The 24,765-nt window shown below is 39.7% G+C and carries 24 protein-coding genes and 1 tRNA gene; 20 read left to right on the top strand and 5 right to left on the bottom strand.

Annotated elements, in window-relative coordinates; all coding sequences use genetic code 11:
- Positions 1–42 precede the first annotated feature (42 nt).
- The 15 genes from HII16_RS03360 (at position 43) to HII16_RS03290 (ending at position 11,372) form a co-directional block, all read left to right on the top strand.
- Positions 43–510: a helix-turn-helix domain-containing protein gene (locus tag HII16_RS03360; RefSeq protein ID WP_169127485.1), complete on the top strand. Its 468-nt coding sequence runs from the start codon at positions 43–45 to the stop codon at positions 508–510.
- A 111-nt stretch (positions 511–621) separates the two neighbouring features.
- On the top strand, positions 622–1,344 hold the full coding sequence (locus HII16_RS03355) for a hypothetical protein (protein ID WP_169127483.1): 723 nt from the start codon (positions 622–624) through the stop codon (positions 1,342–1,344).
- Positions 1,345–1,472: 128 nt separating this feature from the next.
- Positions 1,473–1,796, top strand: a complete 324-nt coding sequence (locus HII16_RS03350) for a hypothetical protein (RefSeq protein WP_169127481.1) — start codon at positions 1,473–1,475, stop codon at positions 1,794–1,796.
- Positions 1,797–1,915: 119 nt separating this feature from the next.
- Complete coding sequence (locus HII16_RS03345) at positions 1,916–2,599, top strand: hypothetical protein (RefSeq protein WP_169127479.1); 684 nt, start codon at positions 1,916–1,918, stop codon at positions 2,597–2,599.
- A 124-nt stretch (positions 2,600–2,723) separates the two neighbouring features.
- Positions 2,724–3,917 (top strand): alpha/beta hydrolase-fold protein, encoded by a 1,194-nt coding sequence (locus HII16_RS03340; RefSeq protein ID WP_169127477.1) that lies wholly within the window; start codon positions 2,724–2,726, stop codon positions 3,915–3,917.
- 121 nt (positions 3,918–4,038) lie between these two features.
- A complete protein-coding gene (locus HII16_RS03335) occupies positions 4,039–4,539 on the top strand; it encodes a GNAT family N-acetyltransferase (protein WP_169127475.1) in 501 nt (166 codons plus the stop codon).
- Between the two features lie 392 nt (positions 4,540–4,931).
- Positions 4,932–5,213, top strand: coding sequence for a hypothetical protein (locus HII16_RS03330; protein ID WP_211183383.1), 282 nt, complete (start codon positions 4,932–4,934; stop codon positions 5,211–5,213).
- A 51-nt stretch (positions 5,214–5,264) separates the two neighbouring features.
- A complete protein-coding gene (locus HII16_RS03325) occupies positions 5,265–6,245 on the top strand; it encodes an MBL fold metallo-hydrolase (protein WP_248289487.1) in 981 nt (326 codons plus the stop codon).
- A gap of 52 nt (positions 6,246–6,297) precedes the next feature.
- Positions 6,298–6,651 (top strand): DUF1428 domain-containing protein, encoded by a 354-nt coding sequence (locus tag HII16_RS03320; RefSeq protein WP_169127473.1) that lies wholly within the window; start codon positions 6,298–6,300, stop codon positions 6,649–6,651.
- Positions 6,652–6,750: 99 nt separating this feature from the next.
- On the top strand, positions 6,751–7,323 hold the full coding sequence (locus HII16_RS03315) for a GNAT family N-acetyltransferase (protein ID WP_169127471.1): 573 nt from the start codon (positions 6,751–6,753) through the stop codon (positions 7,321–7,323).
- A 180-nt stretch (positions 7,324–7,503) separates the two neighbouring features.
- Positions 7,504–7,594: transfer RNA gene (locus HII16_RS03310), tRNA-Ser, on the top strand.
- Positions 7,595–8,025: 431 nt separating this feature from the next.
- Positions 8,026–9,186, top strand: coding sequence for a tetratricopeptide repeat protein (locus tag HII16_RS03305; protein ID WP_169127469.1), 1,161 nt, complete (start codon positions 8,026–8,028; stop codon positions 9,184–9,186).
- 2 nt (positions 9,187–9,188) lie between these two features.
- Entirely contained in the window at positions 9,189–10,091 is a 903-nt protein-coding gene (locus tag HII16_RS03300; RefSeq protein WP_169127467.1) for a M28 family peptidase, read from the top strand.
- A gap of 69 nt (positions 10,092–10,160) precedes the next feature.
- Positions 10,161–10,730: a phosphoribosyltransferase family protein gene (locus HII16_RS03295; RefSeq protein WP_169127972.1), complete on the top strand. Its 570-nt coding sequence runs from the start codon at positions 10,161–10,163 to the stop codon at positions 10,728–10,730.
- A 135-nt stretch (positions 10,731–10,865) separates the two neighbouring features.
- Positions 10,866–11,372, top strand: a complete 507-nt coding sequence (locus HII16_RS03290; RefSeq protein ID WP_169127465.1) for a hypothetical protein — start codon at positions 10,866–10,868, stop codon at positions 11,370–11,372.
- Positions 11,373–11,534: 162 nt separating this feature from the next.
- Here HII16_RS03290 and HII16_RS03285 read toward each other — a convergent pair whose 3' ends face one another.
- Complete coding sequence (locus HII16_RS03285; protein ID WP_169127463.1) at positions 11,535–12,299, bottom strand: MipA/OmpV family protein; 765 nt, start codon at positions 12,297–12,299, stop codon at positions 11,535–11,537.
- A gap of 289 nt (positions 12,300–12,588) precedes the next feature.
- Between HII16_RS03285 and HII16_RS03280 the strand changes: the two genes are divergently transcribed.
- The 5 genes from HII16_RS03280 (at position 12,589) to HII16_RS03260 (ending at position 20,689) form a co-directional block, all read left to right on the top strand.
- On the top strand, positions 12,589–13,188 hold the full coding sequence (locus HII16_RS03280; RefSeq protein ID WP_282434717.1) for a paraquat-inducible protein A: 600 nt from the start codon (positions 12,589–12,591) through the stop codon (positions 13,186–13,188).
- Positions 13,185–13,838, top strand: coding sequence for a paraquat-inducible protein A (locus HII16_RS03275; RefSeq protein WP_169127459.1), 654 nt, complete (start codon positions 13,185–13,187; stop codon positions 13,836–13,838). Before HII16_RS03280 ends, HII16_RS03275 begins: the two co-directional genes overlap by 4 nt.
- The gene (locus HII16_RS03270; RefSeq protein WP_169127457.1) at positions 13,835–16,825 is read left to right on the top strand and encodes an MlaD family protein; all 2,991 of its coding nucleotides are present in this window, start codon (positions 13,835–13,837) and stop codon (positions 16,823–16,825) included. Before HII16_RS03275 ends, HII16_RS03270 begins: the two co-directional genes overlap by 4 nt.
- Positions 16,826–16,947: 122 nt before the next feature.
- Positions 16,948–18,771 carry a putative 2OG-Fe(II) oxygenase gene (locus HII16_RS03265; protein ID WP_169127455.1) on the top strand — a complete coding sequence of 608 codons (1,824 nt, stop codon included), beginning with the start codon at positions 16,948–16,950 and terminating at the stop codon, positions 18,769–18,771.
- Positions 18,772–19,372: 601 nt separating this feature from the next.
- Positions 19,373–20,689, top strand: a complete 1,317-nt coding sequence (locus HII16_RS03260; protein ID WP_169127453.1) for a tyrosine-type recombinase/integrase — start codon at positions 19,373–19,375, stop codon at positions 20,687–20,689.
- 78 nt (positions 20,690–20,767) lie between these two features.
- On the opposite strand, the gene HII16_RS03255 is transcribed toward HII16_RS03260, so the two are convergent.
- From HII16_RS03255 to yejK, 4 genes are read right to left on the bottom strand one after another with little or no spacing between them, the layout of a single operon-like run.
- On the bottom strand, positions 20,768–21,649 hold the full coding sequence (locus HII16_RS03255) for a M23 family metallopeptidase (RefSeq protein ID WP_348981383.1): 882 nt from the start codon (positions 21,647–21,649) through the stop codon (positions 20,768–20,770).
- On the bottom strand, positions 21,642–22,520 hold the full coding sequence (locus HII16_RS03250) for a 6-carboxytetrahydropterin synthase (RefSeq protein ID WP_169127968.1): 879 nt from the start codon (positions 22,518–22,520) through the stop codon (positions 21,642–21,644). Before HII16_RS03250 ends, HII16_RS03255 begins: the two co-directional genes overlap by 8 nt.
- An 18-nt stretch (positions 22,521–22,538) precedes the next feature.
- Complete coding sequence (pyrC, locus tag HII16_RS03245) at positions 22,539–23,570, bottom strand: dihydroorotase (protein ID WP_169127451.1); 1,032 nt, start codon at positions 23,568–23,570, stop codon at positions 22,539–22,541.
- A gap of 50 nt (positions 23,571–23,620) precedes the next feature.
- Positions 23,621–24,724 carry a nucleoid-associated protein YejK gene (yejK, locus tag HII16_RS03240; RefSeq protein ID WP_169127449.1) on the bottom strand — a complete coding sequence of 368 codons (1,104 nt, stop codon included), beginning with the start codon at positions 24,722–24,724 and terminating at the stop codon, positions 23,621–23,623.
- Positions 24,725–24,765 lie beyond the last annotated feature (41 nt).

Genomic DNA, 24,765 nt, shown 5'->3' with positions numbered 1-24,765 from the left:
ATCAGTGAATACTCGTGATTCTTAGGTACAGAGGTAAATTTAATGATTCTTAAAGAGCTACGTATTAGCAATCATCTTTCACAAGAGCAATTAGCTCAAATGTCTGGATTAAATGTTCGAACAATTCAACGGATTGAAAGTGGAAATAATGCAAGCTTGGAATCTCTTAAATGCCTAGCCTCTGCACTTGAGGTTGATGTATCAACTTTGAATCAGGAGAAATTTATAATGGATAAAAAATCAGATAACTGGAAGGCCTTACCTTTCATATTAAAATGTTGGTTTGTGTTTAACTTTTTACAAACTCGCCCCAGTAGGAAGTCAGCATCTCGAATTGAGGTTATAGGACATATAAGTGGTTTTGCTTTTTGTTGCTTAGGGCTTATAAATGAAGCAGCCTTAGTTGGTGGCTTAATAATGCTTTCAACAGCTTATTTATACCATTGGCTCAAATACCAAGGTGATAAATACGGTATTTGGTATGATCATGAGTCTGCAAAGGGCAGCTAACAAGCAAATCAAGCGGGACTTAACAGTTGGCTGTGTTCGCAAGCTCACAAATTTTAGCCAACTATTATTTAGCCGTTTATTGCGGCGTTATATACCTCAAGGAGAATCGGCGTGTTTTCAAAAATTTTTTCTCTGTTCAAATCCGCTAAAGCTCCCTTAAGCGCAAGGGAACTTTTAAAGGAAGCGACTCAATTAAAAAAAGAAAAAAGATATGATGAAGCGTGCAATAAATTAAATGAGGCGTACTCTGCTAGCGGAAGTGAAGATTTAATGATGAAAGATTTTCTTCGCTTGCCTATGTATTTACAGCTAGCTGGAAAAAATGACGAAGGTTGGCGGGTACTAAACGAGTTAAATGTTAAATATACGGATGTATTCTCTCAAGCAGATATAGCAAATCAAATGAGAGTATTCCTCCAAAAAGAGAAAAAATTTAAACTAGCCGTTCAATTTTCAGCATGGAGTATTTGCAAGCAAATTGAACGGGATTACTCAAATATTAAAGATAGCGAAAAAATGACAGATCAAATGGCTAAAATTAATTCTGACTATTCGCTTGAAGATGATTCTGCTGAAAAAGCAGAAGTATTTGGTAAAACTAAAAAAGGCAATGCTATAACCGACAAAGCATACCCTATGTTTAAAGATCGTATCGAGCATTTTCAAAGTCCAGAAGGACTGCTTAAATCACTCAAAAGTGATTTAAAAAAAGCCAAACTGTCATCTATAGAAACAGAACTTAGCCAAGCACTATCAGATTATTTAATTAGTACTAAAAGGTATCAACTCGCAATGGTCAGAGATATTATCGATGATCGTGTAAACGGTATATAACAAGCTAATAAATAAGGACAAAAAACAGTTGGCTGTTTTCGTTCCTCAACATTTTAGCCAACTATAATTTTCCGCTTATTGCGGCGTTATAAATTATGGGTAGTAGGTTGACTCGCATAGAAATTATCATGCTCATTGGAGTATTAGGGATTATAGTAAGTGCCGTTGGGCGTGCTGGTTATATAGATTTAGATGGCGCTATCAACGGTATTGTAGTTGCAGTGCTTGATTACTTTAATGTAAGCGCCAATACTCGAGAAAACCTTCTTAATGCCTTCTATGCAGTTGTCATATCTACGATCTGTTACTTCACATATAAGAGATTTTTGCGAGAAAGAGCTGAAGCACGACGAGAAAATAAACCTTGGAAAAGATGGTTTTTGAGGGTGTTATGCTTAGTAGTATGTTTACCTTATATCTTTGTTATTGGTATGGTATTTATAAAAAGTTAGTAAATAATTTATAACAAGGCGCTCAATTGGACAAATAACAGCTGGCTATTTGCTCCTTCGTCGCTTATTTTAGCCAACTATCATTTGCCTCTTAATGGGGCGTTATAAGCCAGTCGAAAATGAAGCCATCTATCGAAAATATTCGTTGCCTAATTAAGTTTCTTCCAGAAAAGTACGTAAAAAGCGTCATGGATGAAGGCTTGCTTTATATGAACACTCTTAAATACTTCAGAACTTATGAGGATAGTGATGAAGCATTAAGAGGCGATGAACATGAAGGATTGTCTGCGAGTTTCTTACCAGAAGAAATACAAATGACGGTCAACGGAACTAAAATTGAAGGAATAATTGGAAAAGTAGACTCTCGGCCACTTCATGTCGATGAAATAAAACTTTTTTGTATGACAGCTCTAACTGATGACATATTAAAAGATGGACTTGTTTTAGATCCGCGCTTTTCAAAGTTTGGCGATAAAGCAATAGTAATCGAAGGGCAAGGTTTGGTTTCATTTTTCAAAATGCTTAGAAACAGCGTAAAAGATGACCAATCAGTATTTGCAATCGATTCAACGTTCAAAACTAATGGTTTGGTTGAGTATGTTGACAGGATTCTTCATCACAAAGAACTAACTGTTTTTCATAAATTTAAAGAGTATAGTTGGCAACATGAGTTTAGGATCGCATTTGAAAGATCCGAAAATGATGGCAGTTTCCCACTATACATAGGCTCGCTGCATAACATTGCATACGTAAAAGATACTAAAGAAATGCTAGAAACAAAGTATGGGTTAAAAGGCTTATAACAAGTTACTCAACAGGACGCAAAACGCTTGGCTTACGCTCCTTCGTCGCTAATTTTAGCCAAGCATTATCAGCCCCTTATGCGGGCGTTAGGTGCTTATGCAGTTTCATCAGAATGGAGTATTTATGGTTAAGGTTTTTACACCGTTTATCTTGTTTATATTATTATCTTTTAATGTTGATGCTAACGATATTAAGATAGGCGAGAAAAATACCCTACAATCTAATATCTTGAAAGAAAAAAGAGAGTACTGGGTTTCACTCCCAAAATCCTACAACAATAATAACTATACAAAATATCCCGTACTTTATTTGCTAGATGGTGATATGCATAGCTTTTTTCAAACGTTTTCTGGCATGGTCAATCAAATGAGTGTTGATGCTAGTCCAACGATACCTGAAATGATTGTTGTTGGCATAGTGAGTCAAAATAGAGTGAGGGATAGCTCTCCAACAAACTCATTGACCCAATATGGCGGAACTAAAAACCAAGCTCTAAATGTAACTGGTGGAGCAGGTAAGTTTATTAACTTTATTAAAAACGAGCTCATTCCAACGATTGATTCAAATTACAGAACATCAGATTATAGGTTGCTCACAGGTTATTCATTTACCGGTCTACCGGTAATTCAAAGTTTATTCACTACACCAGATACTTTTAATGCTTATATCGCTATAGATCCTAGTATGTGGTGGGATAATCAATTCATGCTTAAGCAGTTAGAACCCTTTTATCAAAAACCTTCATTAAACAAACGTCGATTGTTTGTTGCTACTTCAGATCGAGTTAGCGATATTTACCCTAAAAATAACTATGTGAAGCAACTGATTGAAAAGTTAAATACAAAGCCAAAACAGGAGCTTTACTTTGATTCAATTACATTTGGATTAGATGAAAATCATCACACGATGCCTATTTTAAGTTTTTACAAGGGGTTACGTTCAATTTTTGATGGTTATATGATTGATGATCACGCGAGGTTCCGCCCTGCATCTGAACTCAAATTGCATTTTGAAAAAATATCAGAGAAATTAGGAGCTGACTTTTACCTTTATGAAGATATCATCAATTGGTTTGGTTACGAGCGCCTTTATAATGCTCAGTTTGGTATTGATATTGATAGAGCGATAGAGTTTTTTCTTTTAAATACTGAATATTACCCTTTATCAGCGAATGCATGGGATAGTTTAGGTGAGGCTTATTCTGTAAAAGGTGAAAATAAATTGGCATTAGAGTCATATAAGAAATCACTTAAGCTAAACCCTCAAAATGAAAATGCAAAAGAAAAAATTAAATCATCAGAGTTATTGGATAAATAGCACCTAACAAGGGTTTTCAAGTCGGACAAATTACAGTTGGTTTTTTGTTCGTACCTCACTTATTTTAGCTAACTGCAATTTGCCGCTTAAAACGGCGTTAAGTGCATGGGAGTTTCATCGCATGAAAATTCATTCTCGACATCTTAATGACGTCGATTTTCAAATAATGAAAAAACTTTTACTTAAAGAAGGTCCTAATGAGTGGAATTATATAACTGATGAAAGTATTGAACATCAGTTTAATCTTATACAAAATGGAAACGCATTAGCTGTTCTTGCGGAAGAAAATGAAATTTTAGGTTTTGCCGTTGTTATATTGAAGGAGTCATGCCCCAGTAAACTAAGTAAGTATGATCGATTAGCAACTATTGCATACATAAATGATGTAGTTATTGCTGCAAGCCAAAGTGGTAAAGGTTTGGGAACCAAATTGCTGAAAGAATCTATTCGACTGGCAAGTGTTGAAAAATGCAGCAAGGTGTATATTGAACGTCATGAAGAAAACCTAGCATCAGCAGGCATGATGAGAAAAGCTGGATTTGAGCTAGTAGAAACATTCAATGATCCGAATAAACGTACTTCTGGTTCACGGAATACAACTGTTCAAAGTGTAAGCACATAACAATACATTCAAACGGACAATTTACAGTTGGCTTTGTTCGTGCCTCACTATTTTCGCCAACAATTTTTAGCCTCTTATTGAGGCGTTATGGTTACCTTGGGAATAGCATTAATAAAATGGACTTGAGTAATAACCAAACTAATTTACTAATCACTATATTTTCAATTGTTATCGGAGTGATATTGGGTGTAACGGCTCTATATTATTCAAATCTGCCGTTAGCTTTAGCTTCAATTATAAGCTGGTGTATATTGATGGTAGGCTTTTCCAAAAAGTATAAAGTCATCAATAAGCTAATTCTAATATGCGTTATATATTTAGTTGTTAGTTGGGCTATTTATATTCTTGGTTAGTTTTGGCAACATGTACCGAATAAAACTGCAGACCGTGGTATGGTTGCTACAGCTGATGATGTTGGTATTTTCATTCGAGTACTAAATAATGGCTCGGTGTTTGAAGGGAACGAACGAGAGATTTACTCGGGCTTGTATGAATACGAACATACTGGTTGGGTTCCTGGGTATCAAAGTTTCGCAATCTATCACCAAGACCAAGATACCGTGGTTATTCTATTTTACAGTACAACCGATTCTGAATTACTTAATTGGAACTTATCTCAAATCATAAACAACCGCATTCTGAAAATATTTAACAAACAATATGGTTTAAATTGAGCGTATGATAGGCTGGAATCACGAGACTCACCTAGACAAAAGGTAATAACAATGACAATTGCAGTTGGATTAAAATCTCATATGACAAAAGCGTTGCTGTTGCTGTTATCTGGTTGTGCAAGCCAACAGGCCATTGATGCAAGTGAACAAACGCGAATTATGCCGGTTGAATCGATGCTAGGGAAACAAAACTGGATGCGCGGTTCAGCTGATTGTGACACCAATATAGAACCCTCCCAAGATGTTTATAAGCATAACGAGACAACAATTATTGTACGTCAAAATAAATGCCTGAATTTTGAAGCCCCGTTTATGTATATTCTGGTTGGCAAAGAAAAAATCTTACTGTTAGATACAGGCGCATTAACCGATAACGTTGAGTTTTCATTTCAACAACAACTTACAGATATTGTTGGTAAAGCAGTATTATCCGATAGAGAATTATTGGTTGTGCATAGCCATAGTCACAGTGATCATTATCAAGGTGATTCGTCATTGTCGACGCTTTCAAACGTTCATATTGTCAAACCGTCACGGTCTGATGTGCAACAAGCTTTTGAGTTCACCAATTGGCCCGATGGCGAGAAAACCATTGATTTGGGCGACAGAAAAGTCACCATACTACCAACACCTGGTCATCAGGAAGAGGCCATCACTGTTTATGATGAGCAAACAAAATGGCTGCTTACCGGTGATACTCTTTATCCCGGTTATATTTACGTGAAAAACTGGCAATCGTATCGTAACAGCATTGCCAAACTGGTGACCTTTGCGAATAATCATGAGGTGTCAGCAATTATGGGCGCTCATATAGAAATGAAACATCAGCCAGGTGCGTATTATCCGATCGGCGCAACGTATCAGCCTAATGAAGCACAACTTGATTTAAGTGTGCAGAGCATGAATAACTTAAACCAGCAATTACAGATCTACAAAGAACCGACTAAGATCATATTCAACGACTTTATTATTGAGCCTATGAGTGGTTTTCAAAAAACGATCAGTAATGCGGCGAGATGGTTAACGCAATAGCGGGTGGTTATTTTAGCAAATGTTTTATTGATAAGGCTGTGAGGTGTGAAATATGACGTACGTTGACGGTTTTGTTTTAGCGGTGCCAAGTGATAAAAAGCAAGATTATATAAAACATGCCAGCGACGCAGCGGATGTGTTTATGGAATATGGTGCGCTTTCACTTGTTGAATGTTGGGGCGATGACGTGCCAGAAGGTCAGTTAACCTCGTTCCCGATGGCGGTAAAATGCCAACCAAATGAAACGGTATGTTTTTCTTGGGTTACTTGGCCTTCTAAATCATTTAGAGATGAGGCAATGGAAAAACTGATGGCAGATCCTAGATTGCAGCCGGATGTAAATCCAATGCCGTTCGATGGTAATCGCATGATTTTTGGCAGTTTTAATGTAGTGGTTGAGCGGTAGAGTCGCCGCTAGTACCAAAGCTATTGCGGACGTTTTATGTTGGCGCCGAAATTGTTAATCTATAGCAAAAATATCGCTATTGTTTGTTTTGTGACTTATATGACCTCGATTTCATACCCACCACACATTGATGTTCGTTTAGATGATTTACGTTCACAGGTTATTGCTGACTTTTTACAGCAACATCTAGAAGACATGCGCTCAGTATCACCGCCTGAAAGTAAGCATGCGTTAGACCTTGATGGATTACGTCAACAAGGTATTTATTTTTATACTATGTGGTCTGAAATACAGTGGTCTGATAAACGTTGGGTTGATAATCGGAGCGAGCACGTTAAAAAGCAAGGCTCTAAGCAAGGTGAAAAACATCAGAGCGAGAATCGCTTGATCGGCTGTGGTGCCTTTAAAATATTATCAGCGACCGATGCTGAGATAAAATCGATGCGCATTGACAACCTTTATCGGGGACAAGGTTTAGCGGCCTTGATGTTAGAGCACATAGAAGCACAAGCGATGCAAAAGGGTATTAAACAGTTATGGCTTGAAACGGGTACCATGGCGTTTTTTGCGCCCGCTAGACGCTTGTATTTAAGTAAAGGTTTTAAAGAGTGTGATCCGTTTGCTGATTACACACTAGATGACAACAGCATCTTTATGACAAAGTCGTTATGACCAAGATTATTTGTCTTATCGTGGTGGTAAGAAAATGTTTTGCCATCAAGTTAACGACGTTTGTTTAAACAAATTGAATAAAAAACATTCGAACAGTGCAATTAATTGTAAAAAATTCCATTTTTTTTCATTTAGCCCTTTACAACAAGGGCATCTGTATTTAATATTCGCACCACTTCAGGTGAGATGGCTGAGTGGTCGAAAGCACCGGTCTTGAAAACCGGCATGGGTTTGTAGCCCATCTAGGGTTCAAATCCCTATCTCACCGCCATATAAGATAAGCCCAGCATTACGCTGGGCTTTTTTTTTTAAGGATTTGGTACACAAATTGTTTGGAACAATTTAAATCGCTTAGCGCCTGACATTAAGTGTCAGGTCGTTTACACGGACGTAAACGAATTAAATCCTTAGAAAAGACATATAAGATAAGCCCAGCATTACGCTGGGCTTTTTCTTGTCTTGGGTTTGCTGCTTTGGTTCTCAAGCTTAAGCATGCAATTGACTTACTATACACTGAAGAGTTTAACGCCTTAAATCGTATTAATTCTCAGTATCTTCTAACTATCTACGTAATGCACTTTTGTTAAACAAGCGAATACATCAGTAATTTGTAAAATTCTATGTCTATCAGACCGATATATGTGAAATATACGTTAATTCAGATTATGCTTAAATGAGGGAGCGTTTAAATATGGGGAAGCTATGTATACGAAAGTTATTATTGTTCTATCCACGATTTTATTGACGGCCTGTGCCTTTAACGACGACAAGGTTAACGATATTGAGGTAGCAAAGCTACTCAATGACCAACCCTTTGCGAACTACCAGACCTATCAAATTGAGTCAGAAAAAGACATCTATGCCTTAGATCAAGACATGATCAATTTTGTTCATGGTAGCTTGATGGCAGAACAAGATCCGTTTGTTCGTTCTAGAAAACTATTAAAAAAACTGTTTCACAGCTCTCCCACTGATTTACGCTATATGAATGGTGCCAATTTAACCGCCAGAGAAGCGTTCCATCAAAACACCGCTAATTGCTTATCATTAACTATTTTGGCCTACGCTTTGGCCAGAGAAGCGCATTTACAGATACAATTTCAAGAGATAGAGATACCCGAGTATTGGATCAGAGAGGGCGATTTCAACTTACTTACTGGGCACGTCAACCTTAAGGTTGTAGGAGATAGCCATAATGGCTACCGTGTGGTGTGGGGCGGTAAAACCACCACCATAGATTTTGACCCGTACGTTGTTAAAAAACATTTCCCTAAAGACGTCATCGGTCGCAAAAGAGTGACGTCAATGTTTTACAACAACAAAGGGGCGCAAGCACTGGTTCGCGGTGACTATGACTTGTCCTATGCCTATTTTAAAAAATCCATTGAAGCGGATAAATTATTTGCGCCGGTATGGGGTAATTTAGGTTTGTTATATAAGAAGGTCGGTTATGAAAGTCATGCGGAGCAAGCTTACTTGGCCTCCGTGACGATAGATGGTAAGAATTACAATGCATGGAATAATCTGGCGATTTTGGTTAGTGAGCAAGGACGTGCTGTTGAAGCCGCGCAAATTTATCGCTTTATTGAAAAAGAACGCCGCCAGAACCCATATTACTATGCACTATTAGGTGATGAAGCCTATCATAACGGCAATTATGAAGAGTCAATTCGTCACTATAAACGGGCTAAGTCTATGTTAGATGACCAACACGAGTTTTATTTTGGCTTGTCTCGATCGTTTTACATGATGGGTGATTATGAGTTAGCTGAGTTTTACCTTTCAAAAGCCAAAAAACATGCGGCTTATAAAGACATCAAAGAGCAATATCAGAGCAAGTTAAAATTACTGAGTAAGTTATAAACGTGACAATAACGCGTATCATTTTATGGATGGTGGTCGCATCATTCGGGGTGGCTGAAGCCAAACAAGTCTCGAGTGTCGTTCAGCATTTAAATATTTTAGCGTCAAAAGAATTTGCAGGACGAAAAGCCGATAGTGACGGCTATCGTAAAGCGCAACAGTATATATTTGCCGCTTTGGAAAACAAGCTACCGACATTTAACCACCATTTCACTTTTGATTATGGCTTTTCAGAGCATGTTGGCCAAAACATCTATGCGGTTAAAAAAGGCAATGTGTTTGCCGATAAGTATATTGTTATCACCGCCCATTATGATCATTTAGGCACTAAAGGTGGCAAAGTATATTATGGTGCTGATGATAACGCCTCCGGCGTATCAGTTCTGTTAGAGTTAGCGCACTACTTTGCGCATCAGTACACTCGTTACTCCATGGTGTTTTTGGCAACAGATGCTGAAGAAAAGGGCATGCATGGTGCTAAGGCATTTTTAAATGATGCGATGATAGAGCCTAGTCAAATAGTACTAAATGTTAATTTGGATATGCTTGGTTATGGTAAGAAGCAACGCGAATTAATAATTGCCGGTACAAAGCCTTTTCCGTTTTTAAAACCCATCGTCAATAGCGCCAATAAATCCGTGCCGGTACCTTTTCGATTTCAAGAAACCGTTCAAAGTAATGTGGTATCAACGAAAAAACAGCGCATACAATTATTACGCTCGAGTGATCATTATCCATTCTATTTGCAAGACATTCCTTTTTTAATGGTTACCGGTGAAAATCATCACCGTTACCACACAGACAAGGACAAAGCCGATAAAATTGACCCTATGTTTTTTGAGAAAGCAAACAATAGCGTAAACGGGCTTGTCGTTGCTCTGGATCAGTTTTTAATTACCATCTAGCGAGTAAAATTTAGTGGTAATAGGTTATAATCATCAAATTAACCGACTTTTTACTATTCAGGTCTAAAAATAATGGAAAAACGATTTATCACGGCTCAGGAATTACTAGAAGATTCCTTTCGCGTAGCACACCAAGTATATAAAGACGGATTTCGTCCTAATTTCATCGTAGGTATTTGGCGCGGTGGTGCACCTATCGGTATTGCCGTACAAGAGTATTTTGACTTTAGAAAGGTTGATACCGACCATATCGCCGTTCGAACGTCGTCATATTACGGCATTAACCAACAAGCAAAAGAGATTCGCGTACATGGTTTGCATTACTTGGTTGAAAACGCCAATGCCGGCGATTCATTGTTGATTGTAGACGACGTCTTTGATTCTGGACGCAGCGTGGTTGCCTTGATTGAGCAAATTCAATCACTTATGCGACTTAATACACCAACCGACATTCGCGTAGCGACGCCTTGGTACAAGCCGCAAAATAGCAAAGTTGATTTGGTGCCGGATTATCATGTGCATCAGTCTGACGAATGGTTAGTGTTTCCACATGAGTTGGCTGGTCTGACTCGTGAAGAAATTGAAGCAGGCAAGTCAGACGTTAGCAATATTCTCGATATTCTCTATGAAGATTGTTAATGACTGATTGAAAGGGGGCTTGGCTCCCTTTTTTATTACTCTGTTATATTGTTTTCCTAGTTTTGAAATGGTTTCTTTTTCAATTTATTCTCTAAGCTTAAAGACAGGTTATCCAGCGCAGTGTAAGGTTAACGGATGAAAAATAACCCAATATTGCAAAACATCAAAACGTTTCCGAAAGAGTCTGTTAACATTAAATCTTTAAAGGCGACAGTTGTCAAAGGCCATCAAATTGCGTCAGGACAAAACCCTAACACGCCCTATAAAGACGGCTCTATCGCCTTGCAAGCACCTTTGCTTAAACTACACGGTGTCAATATAGACGACATGCATAAAGCCACGATTAATATCAATATCGCGCCTTACCAAATAACCATTGTGGAACCCGATCATCAAATTATTGATTTGCTATGGTGCGATGCGATTGCCCCAGAAACCTTTAGCTTTTGCCATTGCCAATTGAACGTTAACGATCAGACTTATGCTGGCTTAATTTACTACCCGCACCCAGAAACAAAGCCAGATCACTTTCAAAGAGCTCATGTCGTTGAAGTAATCGCGCCATATATCAAAGAGATTCAATACGGTAGCCAAGTCACATTAAACGTTGCTGCTAAGCATATATCGCCTTTAACAGACTAGATGCGATTAAGTCGTCGTTGGTAAGTTATCGAAAGAAACGGCACTACAACATTAGCAGCATCAAATAACCTCTAAGTCGTGTTTAGATTAATGCTGTTCAAAGATCAAAAAAGGCTCCCGAAAGAGCCTTAATTAGTTCACGTGTTAACGTCAGAATTGCATTTAAAAGTTATACATCACACCCAGTACGGCTTTGGTACTTGAGTCTTCCGTAACGCCTGGTGCATCTGAGATAGGGTCATCTAACGATGTCACTTTAACACCACCGATCATTGTCCATTTTTTACTGAAGTTGTAGGTACCAACAACACCTAATGAAAGGTTTGTGGCACTATCAGCACCAGCATCAGTCTCGGCGTAATAGAAATAATCTACCGCATCTTCCGATAATGTTTCGGCTTGAACCATAGCACTGAGCGTACCTTTAGGTGAGGCAATAAAGGTGTAGCTTGCGGTAATATGCGCTTCACCACCACTGTCACTTTCTGACGAGCCTAATACCGCGCCGTGAATAGCAAAACGTCCGTTAATCCATCGAGCGCGAATACCAGCGAGTGCGGTATCGTCGACTTCAAAGTTTGGAATAGGACCGTCACCTTTATCGTAACCTTTACGAGACTGGGCAACTAAACCTAAACTAAAACCAGTATCATCTGGTTTCCATGCCCACCAACCAATTTTGTTAAATTCGATATAAAAACGGTGATTGTAGTTGACTTTGATAAGTGGCACCGCATTAGTTTCTGTATCATCCACACCGTCAAATTCTGGAGCATTAACAGCACCTGCACCAAGTGATACTTGCCAACCTGAAGAATCATCATCATGGTGAGACGCAGGAATGTCAGCGGTGCTACCTACAACACCAGAACCAGCGGCAAGAGTAGGGCCTGAAACGAGCAATGACGCTAATAGAAGTTTTTTCATTTTTGTAGTCCTTAAAACAATTTAACCCAGGGACAGAGTTATACACGGCTCTTATTATTTAAACCATTAGCTTAAGTATTAGCACCTTTATTAGACTTATCAAGAATTTAAGTAAGATACTTAACAATTTTGATCCGATTCCATTGTCGATATTTACATACCTAGTCAAAAAATAAGCAATTCATTGCTTTATAAGTATTTTTTTCAATTTATTTAATAGCGGAAACTTGCTTATTTGGTACTTTTTTCTAACAATGAAATTATCAGTTTTTTAATGTTCTTCAACTGAATGAGACAAACCCAATATGCATGCATAGAATGTGACGCGCTAATTCAGGTGACTGAATTGGAGGAGGGCCATGTTGCCAAATGCCCGCGTTGCAAGCATACCATTGTCGAAAGAAAGCATAATCCAATAAACAGCACCTTAGCAATTTGCCTCGCTGGATTGATGCTTTTTATACCCGCCACCGCCTACCCATTATTGTCGATGCAAGTGTTGTCTGTAGAGAGTTCTGCTAGCTTATTGGGCGGTATTGAGGCGCTATGGCAAAGCGAGCTGCATATCGTCGCTATTTTTGTCTTTCTGTTTTGCATTTTAACGCCGTTCGTCAAATTAACGGCGGCGATGATAGTTACCTTAGGTTTTAAGTTTAATCAGGCGCATCGAGAATGGTATCGGCACTTTTTAGTCTATTACAATCACGCTGACTCGTGGGAGATGCTCGAAGTTTTTTTGATTGGCATTTTGGTATCGATATTTAAGTTAAAAGATATGGCCGAATTGGAATATGACTTAGGGCTGTTGTGTTATTGCTTGCTGGTACTGTGTGTTATTTCATTAAAGGTGACACTTGATAAACAACTTATTTGGGATCAAGTGCGATGAGTACAGAGATAGTTACCGCAAAAGAAAAAGGCATGGCGCAATGCAAGATGTGTCATTTGGTTTTTCAGTACAAACCCGAGCACGCCAATTATTGTCCCCGTTGCGACAGTTTTGTCGAGCAACGTATTAATGAGTCGATTCAAAAATGTTGGGCGTGGACCATTTGTTCAATGATTGCTGCGATACCAGCCAATACGTTCCCAATAATGACCGTACTGTATTTCGGTAAAGGCCAACCAGATACAATTTTGTCCGGTATTATTTTACTGCTTAAATTTGGCATGTATCCTATTGCCGCGATCGTTTTTATTGCCAGTTTTATCGTGCCTTTGGCCAAAATTGGTGGGCTGTTTTATTTGTTGTATTCTCTTAAATATCGAACTAATTTAAACAAGCAACAACGTACTGATTTATATCGATATATCGAGTTATTGGGGAAGTGGTCTATGCTTGATGTATTCGTTGTGTCTTTAATGGTGACCTTAGTCGAAATAGGTAATGTTATAGAAATCAATGCTGGGGCCGGTGCAACAGCGTTTGGCATCATGGTTGTGTTGACCATGTTTGCTGCACACAGTTTTGATCCTAGGTTGTTATGGGATCAAGAAAAGCCGGAATCTCAGTCAACAAAAGAAGAAAAATCGATATGACCGAAGATAATGCCATAGTTTCAAATAAATCGCCCATATCCTCGATATGGTTGCTGCCGGTTATTGCTGCTTTGATCGGTATTTGGTTGTTGTTCAAATCCATTTCAGACGGCGGTGTCGATATTACCGTAAAAGTCGACAGTGCTGAGGGCATCGTCGCCAATAAAACTGAAGTTCGATACAAAGGCTTTGTCGTCGGTTTAGTGAAAGAGCTGGACCTTGAAGACTTAAATACCGTGTTAGTGACTATTGAAATGAACAACACGGCAAAACGCTACCTGTCTGAAAATAGCATGTTTTGGTTGGTTAAGCCCGATATCAGTCTGTCTGGTGTCTCAGGTTTAGATACGGTTATTACCGGTAACTATTTCGAGTTTTTGCCCGTTGAAGGCGAAAAACAACTAAGAGTTTACGAAGCATTAAAAGAACCGCCACCAGAGTCTGAAGATGCCCCAGGATTACATGTGGTATTGCATGCCAAAGAATTAGGTTCTATTGGTCATGGTAGCGCTGTATTTTATAAACAGATTCAAGTTGGTGAGGTGTATGGCTTTGAACTGGCTGACGATGCAGAGTATTTGAAGATAAATGTATTGATTGATGAAGACTATGAGCACCTTGTTAAATTGAATACCCGTTTTTGGAACGCCAGTGGTGTTGAGATGACAGGTGATTTATCAGGTTTTAAAATTCGAACGCAATCATTAGCATCAATTGTTGGTGGCGGTATCGCATTTTACACGCCAGAAACAGGCGATAGAGAAACTACCGCTACCGATTTTACGGAATATCCTTTGTTTGAAGATTTTGACGCAGCCCGTGCTGGTGTCAAAGTTGTTATGAACTTTCCACGCGAAAGCGGCATTAAAGCCGGTATCACTAAAGTAATTTTCGAAGGTGTTGAAGTTGGTCTGGTCGAAGACTTTGTTCACAATTCTGAGCAAGGTGGCGTTACCGCATCGGTCATTATGGACCCCAGATTAGAGCCTTATTTATTGTCTGAAATGCAGTTTTGGCTGGTTAAACCCAACATAAGTTTAAGTGGCGTGACCAATGTCGACAGGTTGCTTAGCGGCTCATTTGTCGCCTTTAGATTAGGCGGCGGTCACCCAACAAGAGAATTTGACGTGCTACCGACTGAGCCTCCGCTCAGTTTTGATGAAGAAGGCTTGCACCTTAATATCAAAGCAGAGAAAGTCGATTCAATGTCATTTGGCTCGCCGGTGTTTTATAAAAACCTTAAAGTCGGTACCGTCCAAAATCATTATCTAAACGATGACCAACGTACCTTTAATGTGCATTTGCATATTGAACCAGAATACGAGCACTTGGTTAATTCGACATCAGTGTTTTACGAACAAGGCGGTTTTGAAGTAAACGGATCTTTGCGCTCATTTACCATACGTTCGGCGCCATTACAGGCCATTTTAGCCGGTGGTGTTGCCTTTCATACCGTAGACTTTGATAAAGGCACAAACGTTGAAGATGGTCACAATTTTAACCTAAACCGCAACTTAACCGAGGCTTTAAACATTGAAAGCATCACAATTGATGCGTCAAATCAGTACGAATTTGTCGAAGGCATTACCAAGCTTAAGTATGGTGATAAGGAAATTGGTCAAGTCAGAACAATTCAGCCTGGTAAAGATTTATATTCAAGCGTTCTCACCATCGGTTATCAAAGCGACTATAAAGAGTTATTTAAAGAGTCGACTAAAATCTGGATAGTCGAACCTAAGTTATCGAGTGGTAATTTAGCGGGCGTTTCGGCATTGTTACAAGGTAGTTTTTTACAAGTAAAACCCGGGCACGGCGAAGCAAAAAATCACTATAGCTTGTTACACGAAGCTCCTGCAAACGACCCGTCAGATCCGGGTCTGCAACTGGAGTTATACGCCAGTAAGTCCTTTGGTATAGAGCGAGGCACATCGATTTTTTATAAAGCCATGCCTGTTGGTCAAGTCGACGTGGTTGAATACAGTGACGATGGATTAGGCGTTAAAGTGTCAATTACCATTGAAGAAAAGTATCGTAAATTTATTGGTAAGAAAACGCGCTTTTTCAATGCCAGTGGCATACGTGCTACGGCTAATCTACGTGGCCTTAAAATGAAAACAGAAAGTCTGGATGCAATATTAAGAGGCGGGTTAGCCTTTTCAAATGATTATGCCGACTTATCCGATAAGGCCGAGGAATTAGATCAGTTTCCGCTTTATGCAACACGCGATGAAATGACAATAGCGGGCAATGAAGTTGAAATTGAATTCGACCAAGCCATTGATTTACTTCACGACGCCCATGTTAAGTTTAACGGGTATGTCGTTGGTCGAGTTACCGATGTTGAACTCAATGAGGATTTAAGCAAGACAATAGTCACTGCCATGATCAAAAGTGAATATCCAAGCTTAACTCAATCGGGTGCCAAATTTTGGTTTGCTGAACCGTCTGTCAGTGTCGCTAATGTTAAAGATCCAATCGCTTATTTCATTGGCAATTTCATTAAGGTCATACCGGGCTCAGGTGACAAGCAAACTAACTTTGCCGGCCTGACCTATGAACCTGCGATAACAAACTTGCCGTCAGGGTTAAATCTAACGTTAACAGCAAGTAGACGCGGTTCGTTAAACCCAGGTAACCCTGTTTATTATCGACAAATGCAAGTTGGTAAAGTATTGGGGATAGAGCTTAATCAAGACGCTACAGGTGTGGTGATCTACGCTAATATTGCCGATGATTTTTCTCACTTAGTACGCCGCGGTTCAAAGTTTTACAATGCCAGTGGTATTGATATTGATGCCGGTGTTTTTTCTGGGGTAAAAGTTACCACAGAGAGCGTAGATACGATACTATCAGGTGGTATAGGTTTTGCGACACCAGAGTCAGACGACAATGATAATGGCAAAGTGGAGTCTGGGCAGGCGTTTAAGCTTAATGAAACGGTAGATCCAGATTGGTTACAGTGGCGACCAGCCCTGACTAAACCGTAAATTCTAAACCGTAGACACCAAACACTTAATATAGCGGCATCAATTGACGCCAATAGAACAGCCAAAAAACGTCATTATTTTACTAGCAGTATAGCGCTCGGGTAACCGAGCGTTAATTTAAAATGAATAATAATATCAAAAACATAGCTAACCAAGCCATCCAAGCAATGCGTCAGGGACAGATTCCTCAAGCACTGCAACTTTTCTCGCAATTGCAAACACTTAATGTTGAACACTTTGAACTGATAAAAGCGCATGGCATTGCGTTGTTGCAACATGGTGATGAAACAACTGCTAAATCTCGACTACTCGACGCCCTAGCATTGAATGATAATGCTGATGCAGTTCACAATATCGTCGGCGATTTGTATAAGAAAGAAGGGCAGTTGCAACTCGCTAAGCATCATTTTGAAAAAGCCATTACCCTTAACGATAAGGTATTTCAGTACCACTTCAATATGGGCTTATGTCTTAAACAAGATAATAATTGGCGCGATGCTATTGATGCTTTGCAACGGGTTTTAGCGTTAAAAATGGATTTTGATAAAGCCAGAATGGCACTCGCAGATTGCTATTTACAGTTAAATGACGTAGAAAAATCGTTATCTATTTTATCCAAAGTGCTCAATAAAAACGACATTTATTATCTAAATAGATATTGTGACGTATTGCTACGAAATAGCCAGTTGGACAATGCATTAGACACCTTTAACCAAGCGGTAAAACTGCAACCGAATGCTGAGTTTATCTACGAAACTTATGCATTGGGGCTTTTACACCACGGCCTAAATAAGCAAGCATTAGCGGTATTCAAACAAGGCTTGTCTGTAATACCGAATAGCGCAAAATTGTTAGGTTTATATGCGTCATTAGCGTTTGAAAGTGGCGCTGAGCAACCATTTTTGCCGTATGTCAATATACCGAAAAGCCAACTTACCGCCAGTCTAGCAGCTGAGCATTTAAATAAACTCGTTAATAGCGGTCATTTACACGCGGCAGAACAACAATTACAGCACTATAAAAAGACCACGTCATTTGCCTCGCAGTTATTGTACAGTGAGTGCCAGATACATAAAAACCAAGGCGGATTTTCCGACGTTTTAAAATGCGTAAACGATGCTAGAGTTGATCTTAATAATCCGCAATCCCTTGCAATTAAAGAGCTGTACAGTGACAGTTTGCTAGCAACAGATAAGCCAGCTGATGCACTGAAACATATTGAACAGCTATTAAGCTGGCAACCAAATAACCAATATTACTGGGCATTGAAATCCAGTTGTTTACGATTGACAGATTCATCAGCGTATCAGCGATTATGTGATTACGATAAATTGGTATTTCGACGTGAACTTGAAATAGACAAAGCAAAGTATGCCAACCTAGATAGCTTTAACCAAGAGTTAATGGCGGTGTTAGAAGACATCCATCAAATGAAAAACCAGCCGTTGGCGCAGTCTGTTTATCAAGGCATACAAACCCCAGGTTTTTTGTTTCAACATGATCAGCCAATCATAGCCGATTTACGTCGTTATTTAAAAAACACGGCAAAATCAGTATTAAATACAACGCTCATTGACTCGTTAGCGCCATCACATCCGGTTAGACAATTTTATCGTCAAGATTTTGATTTTGCCACGGCGTGGTCAATTTGGATTGAACAAGGTGGATTTCACCGTAGTCATGTTCATCCTAAAGGATGGTACTCAAGTGCTTATTATGTGGCGGTACCAGAATCGGTGAACGACGCAGATGATCATCAAGGTTGTTTCGCGGTTGGTAAGCCTGGATTGCAATTAAACAGCGATATGCAACAAAAACTTGATTTTGAACGCTACTTGCAGCCAGAAGTAGGGATTTTGACCTTATTTCCATCTTATGTGTGGCATTCAACTATACCGTTTACCGGCTCCGAGCCCAGAGTTTCTGTGGCTTTCGACTTAAAATAACGCATTTTGTGTGTGCGCTACGTAAAAAATAGAGCGGTTTTGCTTGTCATTACCCGAGAAATTAACGTAGCGAACACACTGATAGAGATAGAATTATGTAAACGACTAAGTTGATAGCAAATCACAATGTTTGTTTATGTAAAGTCAGTTCGTAAGATTGGCGTACCCGTTATATAGACAAGTAGGCAATGGCTAAGACAAAGACAATGTCTTGTACAAGAACTTATATAAGGACATAAACAGGGGGTACGCTTATCGTATCAAATGTCCGTTAATGTTAATTAGTGGACATATCAGGTAGGGCCTTGTATCATGGCGTATAACCAGTTTGTTATTGGTTGATGCTATTTAGACCTTGTGATCCTATGCACGTTATTATGCCAGTTACTAAGTTAGTCACTGTATTAATTAAGGTTTTGTCTTAACGCTTTATTGAAACGTACTTTGATAAATTGCGACAGATAATACTATGCATGAGTTTTAATTTTCGCTTACTCAGTTACTCATTGGCGAATACTTTTCACGTAGCGCACCGCTTGGTCATAAAATGCTATTAGCTAAGTTACTCATAAGAATAAGTTAAACGCAAAAGTTAAATACTATGGCAAATACAAAAACAACGCCTGCCAAAACCAGCGCGAATAAATCTTCAACTAACTTCGTTGCCGAACCTTTGTTTGATTCGCATCGTTATTTTCAACAGCTTCATAAAAATCAATTGTTCAGTGATGACAACCCAAGTGTTGAGTTGTTCGTTCGCTCTGTACCTGTTGATGATGCCATTGACGATTACAAGTACACAAAAGAATTTCTCCAATCTAAAGGACGTCGTAATGAAGCAACCTATAACTTGTTTCGTGGTGAGACTGAAAAGTTTCTCTTGTGGTCCTGGTTGATTGCGAAAAAATCTGTGGTGCAACTTAAGCGCCGCGATTTAGAATCATACATTGATTTTATTCACAAACCGCCCGTCGATTGGATTTCAGATAACGTCTATCGCCGTTTTGATAATCGTAACGGTGTTCGTTCGATAAATGACAGCTGGCGCCCGTTTACCATTAAAATCCCTAAGTCACAGCGCAATGATGATATTGATTTTAAAAAGAAGAAGCAGAATTATCAGTGTTCACAGGACGCCCTTAAAGCAACCTTTTCAACGTTAAACGTCTATTATGACTACCTGGTTACCGAAGATTACGCCTTTGGCAATGCCATCGCCTCGGTAAAGAAAGACTGTCCCTATGTGATCAAAAACAGCTCGTTTACCGAAGTAAAACGATTGTCTTCATTGCAATGGGATTTTATCCTCGAAAGCACCATTAAAATGGCCAGTGAAAACGTTGATCACGAACGCACCCTATTTATTATTGCCTGTTTAAAGACCCTATATTTAAGGGTTTCAGAGTTATCAGAACGCAATAATTGGGTGCCTGTTATGGGCCATTTTTGGCAAGACAGTGATAAAAACCATTGGTTCAAGGTGTTTGGTAAAGGTGCTAAACAACGCGATGTGACTGTTCCCGATTCATTTTTGCCTTATCTCGAGCGTTATCGTGCAACCCGTGGACTGAGCGGTTATCCGTTATCAAGTGAAACAGATCCCCTGGTTCATAAACTAAAAGGCTCTGGTGGCATGACCTCAAGGCAGTTACGCCGTATTGTTCAACAAGCCTTTGATAATGCTTATAACGATATGATTCGTAATGGTTTTAAAGAGGAAGCACAAACACTAAAAGAAGCCACTACGCACTGGCTGCGTCACACCGGTGCTTCGATGGATATCGATTCGAGACCGTTAAAACACATGGCTGATGAACTTGGCCATGCCAGCATGGGCACCACGGATAGAGTCTATGTTCAATCGGATCATCAAGAACGTGCTAAATCTGGTAAGAAGCGGGTTATCGAGAGTAAATAAAGCAAATACAGGATGTATAAAATATAAAAAGCCGGCTTAAACCGGCTTTTTTACATTAAACTTGCGATGAATAAAATCTTATTCGGTGGTTTCTTCGCTTTTCGCTTTAAACGTCTCAAAGTTTGGTATTTTTAACGCTAATGCAGGATCGAGTCTGACATTATGCCAGTTTACACGCCAATCTAGGTGTGGCCCAGTTGAGCGCCCTGTTGAACCAATCTCTGCAACATCCTGACCTTGTTTCACCCGATCACCAATATCGACTTTACTGGCACTTAAATGCAAGAATGTTGAGGTAATGCCGTGACCATGGTCAATAACTAAGGTGCCGCCGGAGTAAAACATGTCCGGTACCCATAAGGTAACGATACCTGCCGCTGGTGCTTGTACTGCCGTACCTTTAGGGCCCGCATAATCTAAACCATAGTGTGGGTTTTTAGGAACGCCATTGTAGATACGTTGGCTACCATATACACCGGTAATTTGACCTGTCGCTGGCGCTTTAAAACCGTGGGCAAAATCAATGTTATCAGAAGCTATTGCACGAGCAGCGCGAATCTTAATGCCATCTTGTTTAATACGCTTTAACGCATCCGCACTAGGCTCCATGATTTTTTTATCAATGCCTTCGATTTTTTGAATGTTATATTCGCGCTTTTTCGGCGTAAGGTATTGTTTATACTCTTCACCATCTGCAGCAACAACCTTTAGCTCATGGGTTTTGCTATCGTCACGAGAAAAGCCAAAGGCAAATAAGCCATGGCGAGACACCTTTATCGGGTCATTATCAATAAAAACTTGATTACCTTCACCGGTTTGACCGACGATCAGACCACCTTGAATAACGTCGCCTTCCAATCGTAAATCTACTTTGGCTGCGACACTGCCTGCAAACGCTAGTGACAGGACACTGGCTACAATGGATTTACCAAGTAACTTGTTAAATGTTGTTTTACGCACTTGCTATTGCTCCTTTTCCGACACCTTCGTACGCGACTACTTTAAATGAATGCTCTGGTGCTTGCTGTTTTAACTGTCTGGCGATGTAATCTGCCAGCAACTCAACCGTTGAATCACAATCTACTATTTCCAGTGTGCCTTTTCTGACAGCAATGTCAAATCTTCCTTGTGGTGCGTAGTAACAAAAATATTGATGATCGGGTTCTAAATTTTGTTTAGCAAAATCAGATAGTTCGATTTGCTCAACAGCAACCTGATCGGAGTCACTCGCCAAATAAATATCGTGCCAGCGCTGACTCCAATATTGCTCAAGATCTTTACTGTGTTGACCGTCCTGAAAAATGGTTATTTTTGAACGATGACCGTGTGCAATTCGTTGACAATTACCGTCATGTTTCTTCAAACCATGGGTGTAGTGATAGTAGTCACCATCAATTTGCTCTGCTCGCAAAGTTAATTTTATACCCTGCACGTTCTCTGGAAGCTGTTGTTTTATAACACCTTCTAAGTAACGCGTAACCGTCTCTTCATCGATTTTAGGGGTATCAACTACCGCAAAAGCCTGTGCAGGTGATTGCAAAAATATGGCATTGTCTGTGATATTAAAATCCACATACAAGTGGCCGCTACGTGGCGATTCGCTAATGCTTAATTGCTTACTCTCGCCAGGTAACACCAATTTGTGGTCAACACTCTCGTCAATTATCGCTTTAATTTGCTTTTTGACAATACCAAAGTCTAACACCATGCTTTCGGCATTAAGATCGCCGGACAACAATACGTCAACAATCCAGCTTTCGCCGACAACACCGCGTGATTCACACAAGTAAGAAAAGTCGATTACCGTAAGATCATTTACGAACAGTTGCATATTTTTCATCTAGGTGCCCTATTTCACTTGCCACTGAATGGTTTCACCACCGCGAATAGGTACAACCTTATCGCCACCAAATGGCATCGTATCTGGAACCGACCAACCTTCTTTAACTAAAGTGATGGTATCGCTATGGCGTGGCATTTTATAAAAGTCTGGACCATTGAAGCTGGCAAACGCTTCAAGCTTATCTAACGCGCCTTCGGCGTCAAATACTTCAGCGTAAAGTTCGACAGCGGCGTGGGCGGTATACGCACCGGCACAACCACAGGCGGCTTCTTTTTTATCTTTTGTGTGTGGCGCAGAATCGGTACCTAAAAAGAACTTAGCGCTACCACTGGTTGCGGCGCGGACTAACGCATCTTGGTGAATATTTCTTTTTAAAATAGGTAAGCAGTAAAAGTGTGGGCGAATTCCACCAGCTAACATGTGATTGCGGTTATACAATAAATGATGCGCGGTGATGGTCGCAGCAATGTTGGTACCAGCAGCTTGCACAAACTCGACTGCGTCTTTGGTGGTAATGTGCTCTAACACGACTCTCAAATTAGGAAAATCGCTTACCAATGGCGTTAAAATGGTATCAATATACTCTTTCTCACGGTCAAAGATATCGATATGGTTATCGGTCACTTCACCATGAATCAATAACGGCATGTCGACTTCTTGCATGGCTTCGATGACCGAGTAAATGTTTTTTACATCGGTCACACCGGATGATGAATTCGTTGTAGCACCGGCTGGGTATAACTTTGCAGCGTGTACAATACCACTTGCTTTAGCTTGTTTAATGTCATCGGCTGTGGTGTTGTCTGTTAGATACAGAACCATTAACGGTTCGAACTGAGCCGAGTGATTTTGCGCTTGGATTCTATCGTAGTATGCTTGCGCTTGTTCAGCATTCATTACTGGAGGTACCAAGTTTGGCATGATGATAGCACGGCCAAAATAGCGACTAATATCGCGTACGGTATCTTTTAACGCTTCACCATCTCTTAGGTGAACGTGCCAATCGTCTGGGCGAGTAATGGTTAATGTCTGGGTCATAAAAGTCTCATTAGTTGACAAAATAATTTACGATGTTCGAGTTGTTACCGCTAAAACGGTGCACTATCAGATGGCGCAGCAGCGGCTGTATTACTGTCATCTGAGATAGCATCTTGTGCTTTATTGTGATCTTCGATTAATTTTAGCAGTTGTTCTTTGAGATTTGGTGGTACTTTATAAATTGTAAGTGTACCTTTTTCAGGGTTATAACGAACGTCGCTACCAAAATGTGATCGCTCAAAGCTGACACTGATACCAGCGCCATAGCCTGAGTATTTTGTGACTTTATTAATCACGGCTTGTTCGTGCGGAAAGCTTTCTTCAAGTTCATAATCATTTTGTTGGCAGAATTCGAAGAACTTTTCACCATTATCCTCAACGGGGATAACCTCAGATAGCTCTTTGAGTTTAACTTCCTGGCCTAATTGATTCTGTTCTTTACAATAAGACAGCAATTCTTTACGAGTATTTTGCTTCTCTTCAGGGTTCAATTGATTGACGTTAACAAAATCTTCAACCGCTTGAACCAAGTTGTGAGATTGCTGCTTGGCATCAATGCCTTCTTCACAGCCTAAAAAGTCTAAAAAGAAATCCGCAACTTTACGGCCTGCACGTCCCTTAATAAAGGAGATATAGCGATTACCTTGTGGGTTCTGCTGATATTCAAATAAGTCGATACGTGCGGCTAAGGTCATCTTTGAGGTGTCTACGTGGGTATCGGCTGATATATTTAATTCACCGTCAACGTAATAGTGCTCTGACACAGGCAAAAGACAGACAAACAAATAACGTCCACCGAGCATTTCATAGTGACATGTCACTAAATAGCCGGTTTCAGCCAGTTCATACTTCTCTAATTCTAACTTTAAGCGCATTACCGCTTGGTTAGAAAACGGCACAAACTGATCTTGGTCATCGAGATAATCTTGCAGCAATTTCATAAATGATTGCGCATTATCAACCTCAGGCCCTTGTTTGAAACCACCAAAGGATTTACTGCCTTTGCTGTTGTAGGTCGAATGCAGATTTTCCATAAAGGCATTAATTTTCTCATTGACTTCAATGAGGCCTTTATTAGAAGTAATTTTTACTTCTGCTGAGTTTTCTGCTTTAGTCAGGTAATGCAGATCAATATTGGTTATAATTAAACTCATAATGTTTGGTTTGTTTTATCTTCCGTAAGCTTTTGATAAAC

The sequence above is a fragment of the Thalassotalea sp. Y01 genome, assembly GCF_012932945.1.
In the GTDB taxonomy this organism is placed as follows: Bacteria; Pseudomonadota; Gammaproteobacteria; order Enterobacterales; family Alteromonadaceae; genus Thalassotalea_A.
Note: the sequence above shows the minus strand (reverse complement) of the source record. Positions and strands in the feature narration are given on the sequence as shown.

Bases quoted from the DNA above. Each gene is read 5' to 3' on its own strand.
- HII16_RS03280 (WP_282434717.1), top strand. From the start codon at position 12,589: ATGAGACAAACCCAATATGCATGCATAGAATGTGACGCGCTAATTCAG.
- pyrC (WP_169127451.1), bottom strand. From the start codon at position 23,570: ATGACCCAGACATTAACCATTACTCGCCCAGACGATTGGCACGTTCAC.
- HII16_RS03320 (WP_169127473.1), top strand. From the start codon at position 6,298: ATGACGTACGTTGACGGTTTTGTTTTAGCGGTGCCAAGTGATAAAAAG.
- HII16_RS03315 (WP_169127471.1), top strand. From the start codon at position 6,751: ATGACCTCGATTTCATACCCACCACACATTGATGTTCGTTTAGATGAT.
- HII16_RS03290 (WP_169127465.1), top strand. From the start codon at position 10,866: ATGAAAAATAACCCAATATTGCAAAACATCAAAACGTTTCCGAAAGAG.
- HII16_RS03325 (WP_248289487.1), top strand. From the start codon at position 5,265: ATGACAATTGCAGTTGGATTAAAATCTCATATGACAAAAGCGTTGCTG.
- HII16_RS03285 (WP_169127463.1), bottom strand. From the start codon at position 12,299: ATGAAAAAACTTCTATTAGCGTCATTGCTCGTTTCAGGCCCTACTCTT.
- HII16_RS03305 (WP_169127469.1), top strand. From the start codon at position 8,026: ATGTATACGAAAGTTATTATTGTTCTATCCACGATTTTATTGACGGCC.
- HII16_RS03275 (WP_169127459.1), top strand. From the start codon at position 13,185: ATGAGTACAGAGATAGTTACCGCAAAAGAAAAAGGCATGGCGCAATGC.
- HII16_RS03265 (WP_169127455.1), top strand. From the start codon at position 16,948: ATGAATAATAATATCAAAAACATAGCTAACCAAGCCATCCAAGCAATG.
- yejK (WP_169127449.1), bottom strand. From the start codon at position 24,724: ATGAGTTTAATTATAACCAATATTGATCTGCATTACCTGACTAAAGCA.
- HII16_RS03340 (WP_169127477.1), top strand. From the start codon at position 2,724: ATGGTTAAGGTTTTTACACCGTTTATCTTGTTTATATTATTATCTTTT.
- HII16_RS03270 (WP_169127457.1), top strand. From the start codon at position 13,835: ATGACCGAAGATAATGCCATAGTTTCAAATAAATCGCCCATATCCTCG.
- HII16_RS03330 (WP_211183383.1), top strand. From the start codon at position 4,932: ATGGTTGCTACAGCTGATGATGTTGGTATTTTCATTCGAGTACTAAAT.
- HII16_RS03350 (WP_169127481.1), top strand. From the start codon at position 1,473: ATGCTCATTGGAGTATTAGGGATTATAGTAAGTGCCGTTGGGCGTGCT.
- HII16_RS03360 (WP_169127485.1), top strand. From the start codon at position 43: ATGATTCTTAAAGAGCTACGTATTAGCAATCATCTTTCACAAGAGCAA.
- HII16_RS03260 (WP_169127453.1), top strand. From the start codon at position 19,373: ATGGCAAATACAAAAACAACGCCTGCCAAAACCAGCGCGAATAAATCT.
- HII16_RS03345 (WP_169127479.1), top strand. From the start codon at position 1,916: ATGAAGCCATCTATCGAAAATATTCGTTGCCTAATTAAGTTTCTTCCA.
- HII16_RS03335 (WP_169127475.1), top strand. From the start codon at position 4,039: ATGAAAATTCATTCTCGACATCTTAATGACGTCGATTTTCAAATAATG.
- HII16_RS03250 (WP_169127968.1), bottom strand. From the start codon at position 22,520: ATGCAACTGTTCGTAAATGATCTTACGGTAATCGACTTTTCTTACTTG.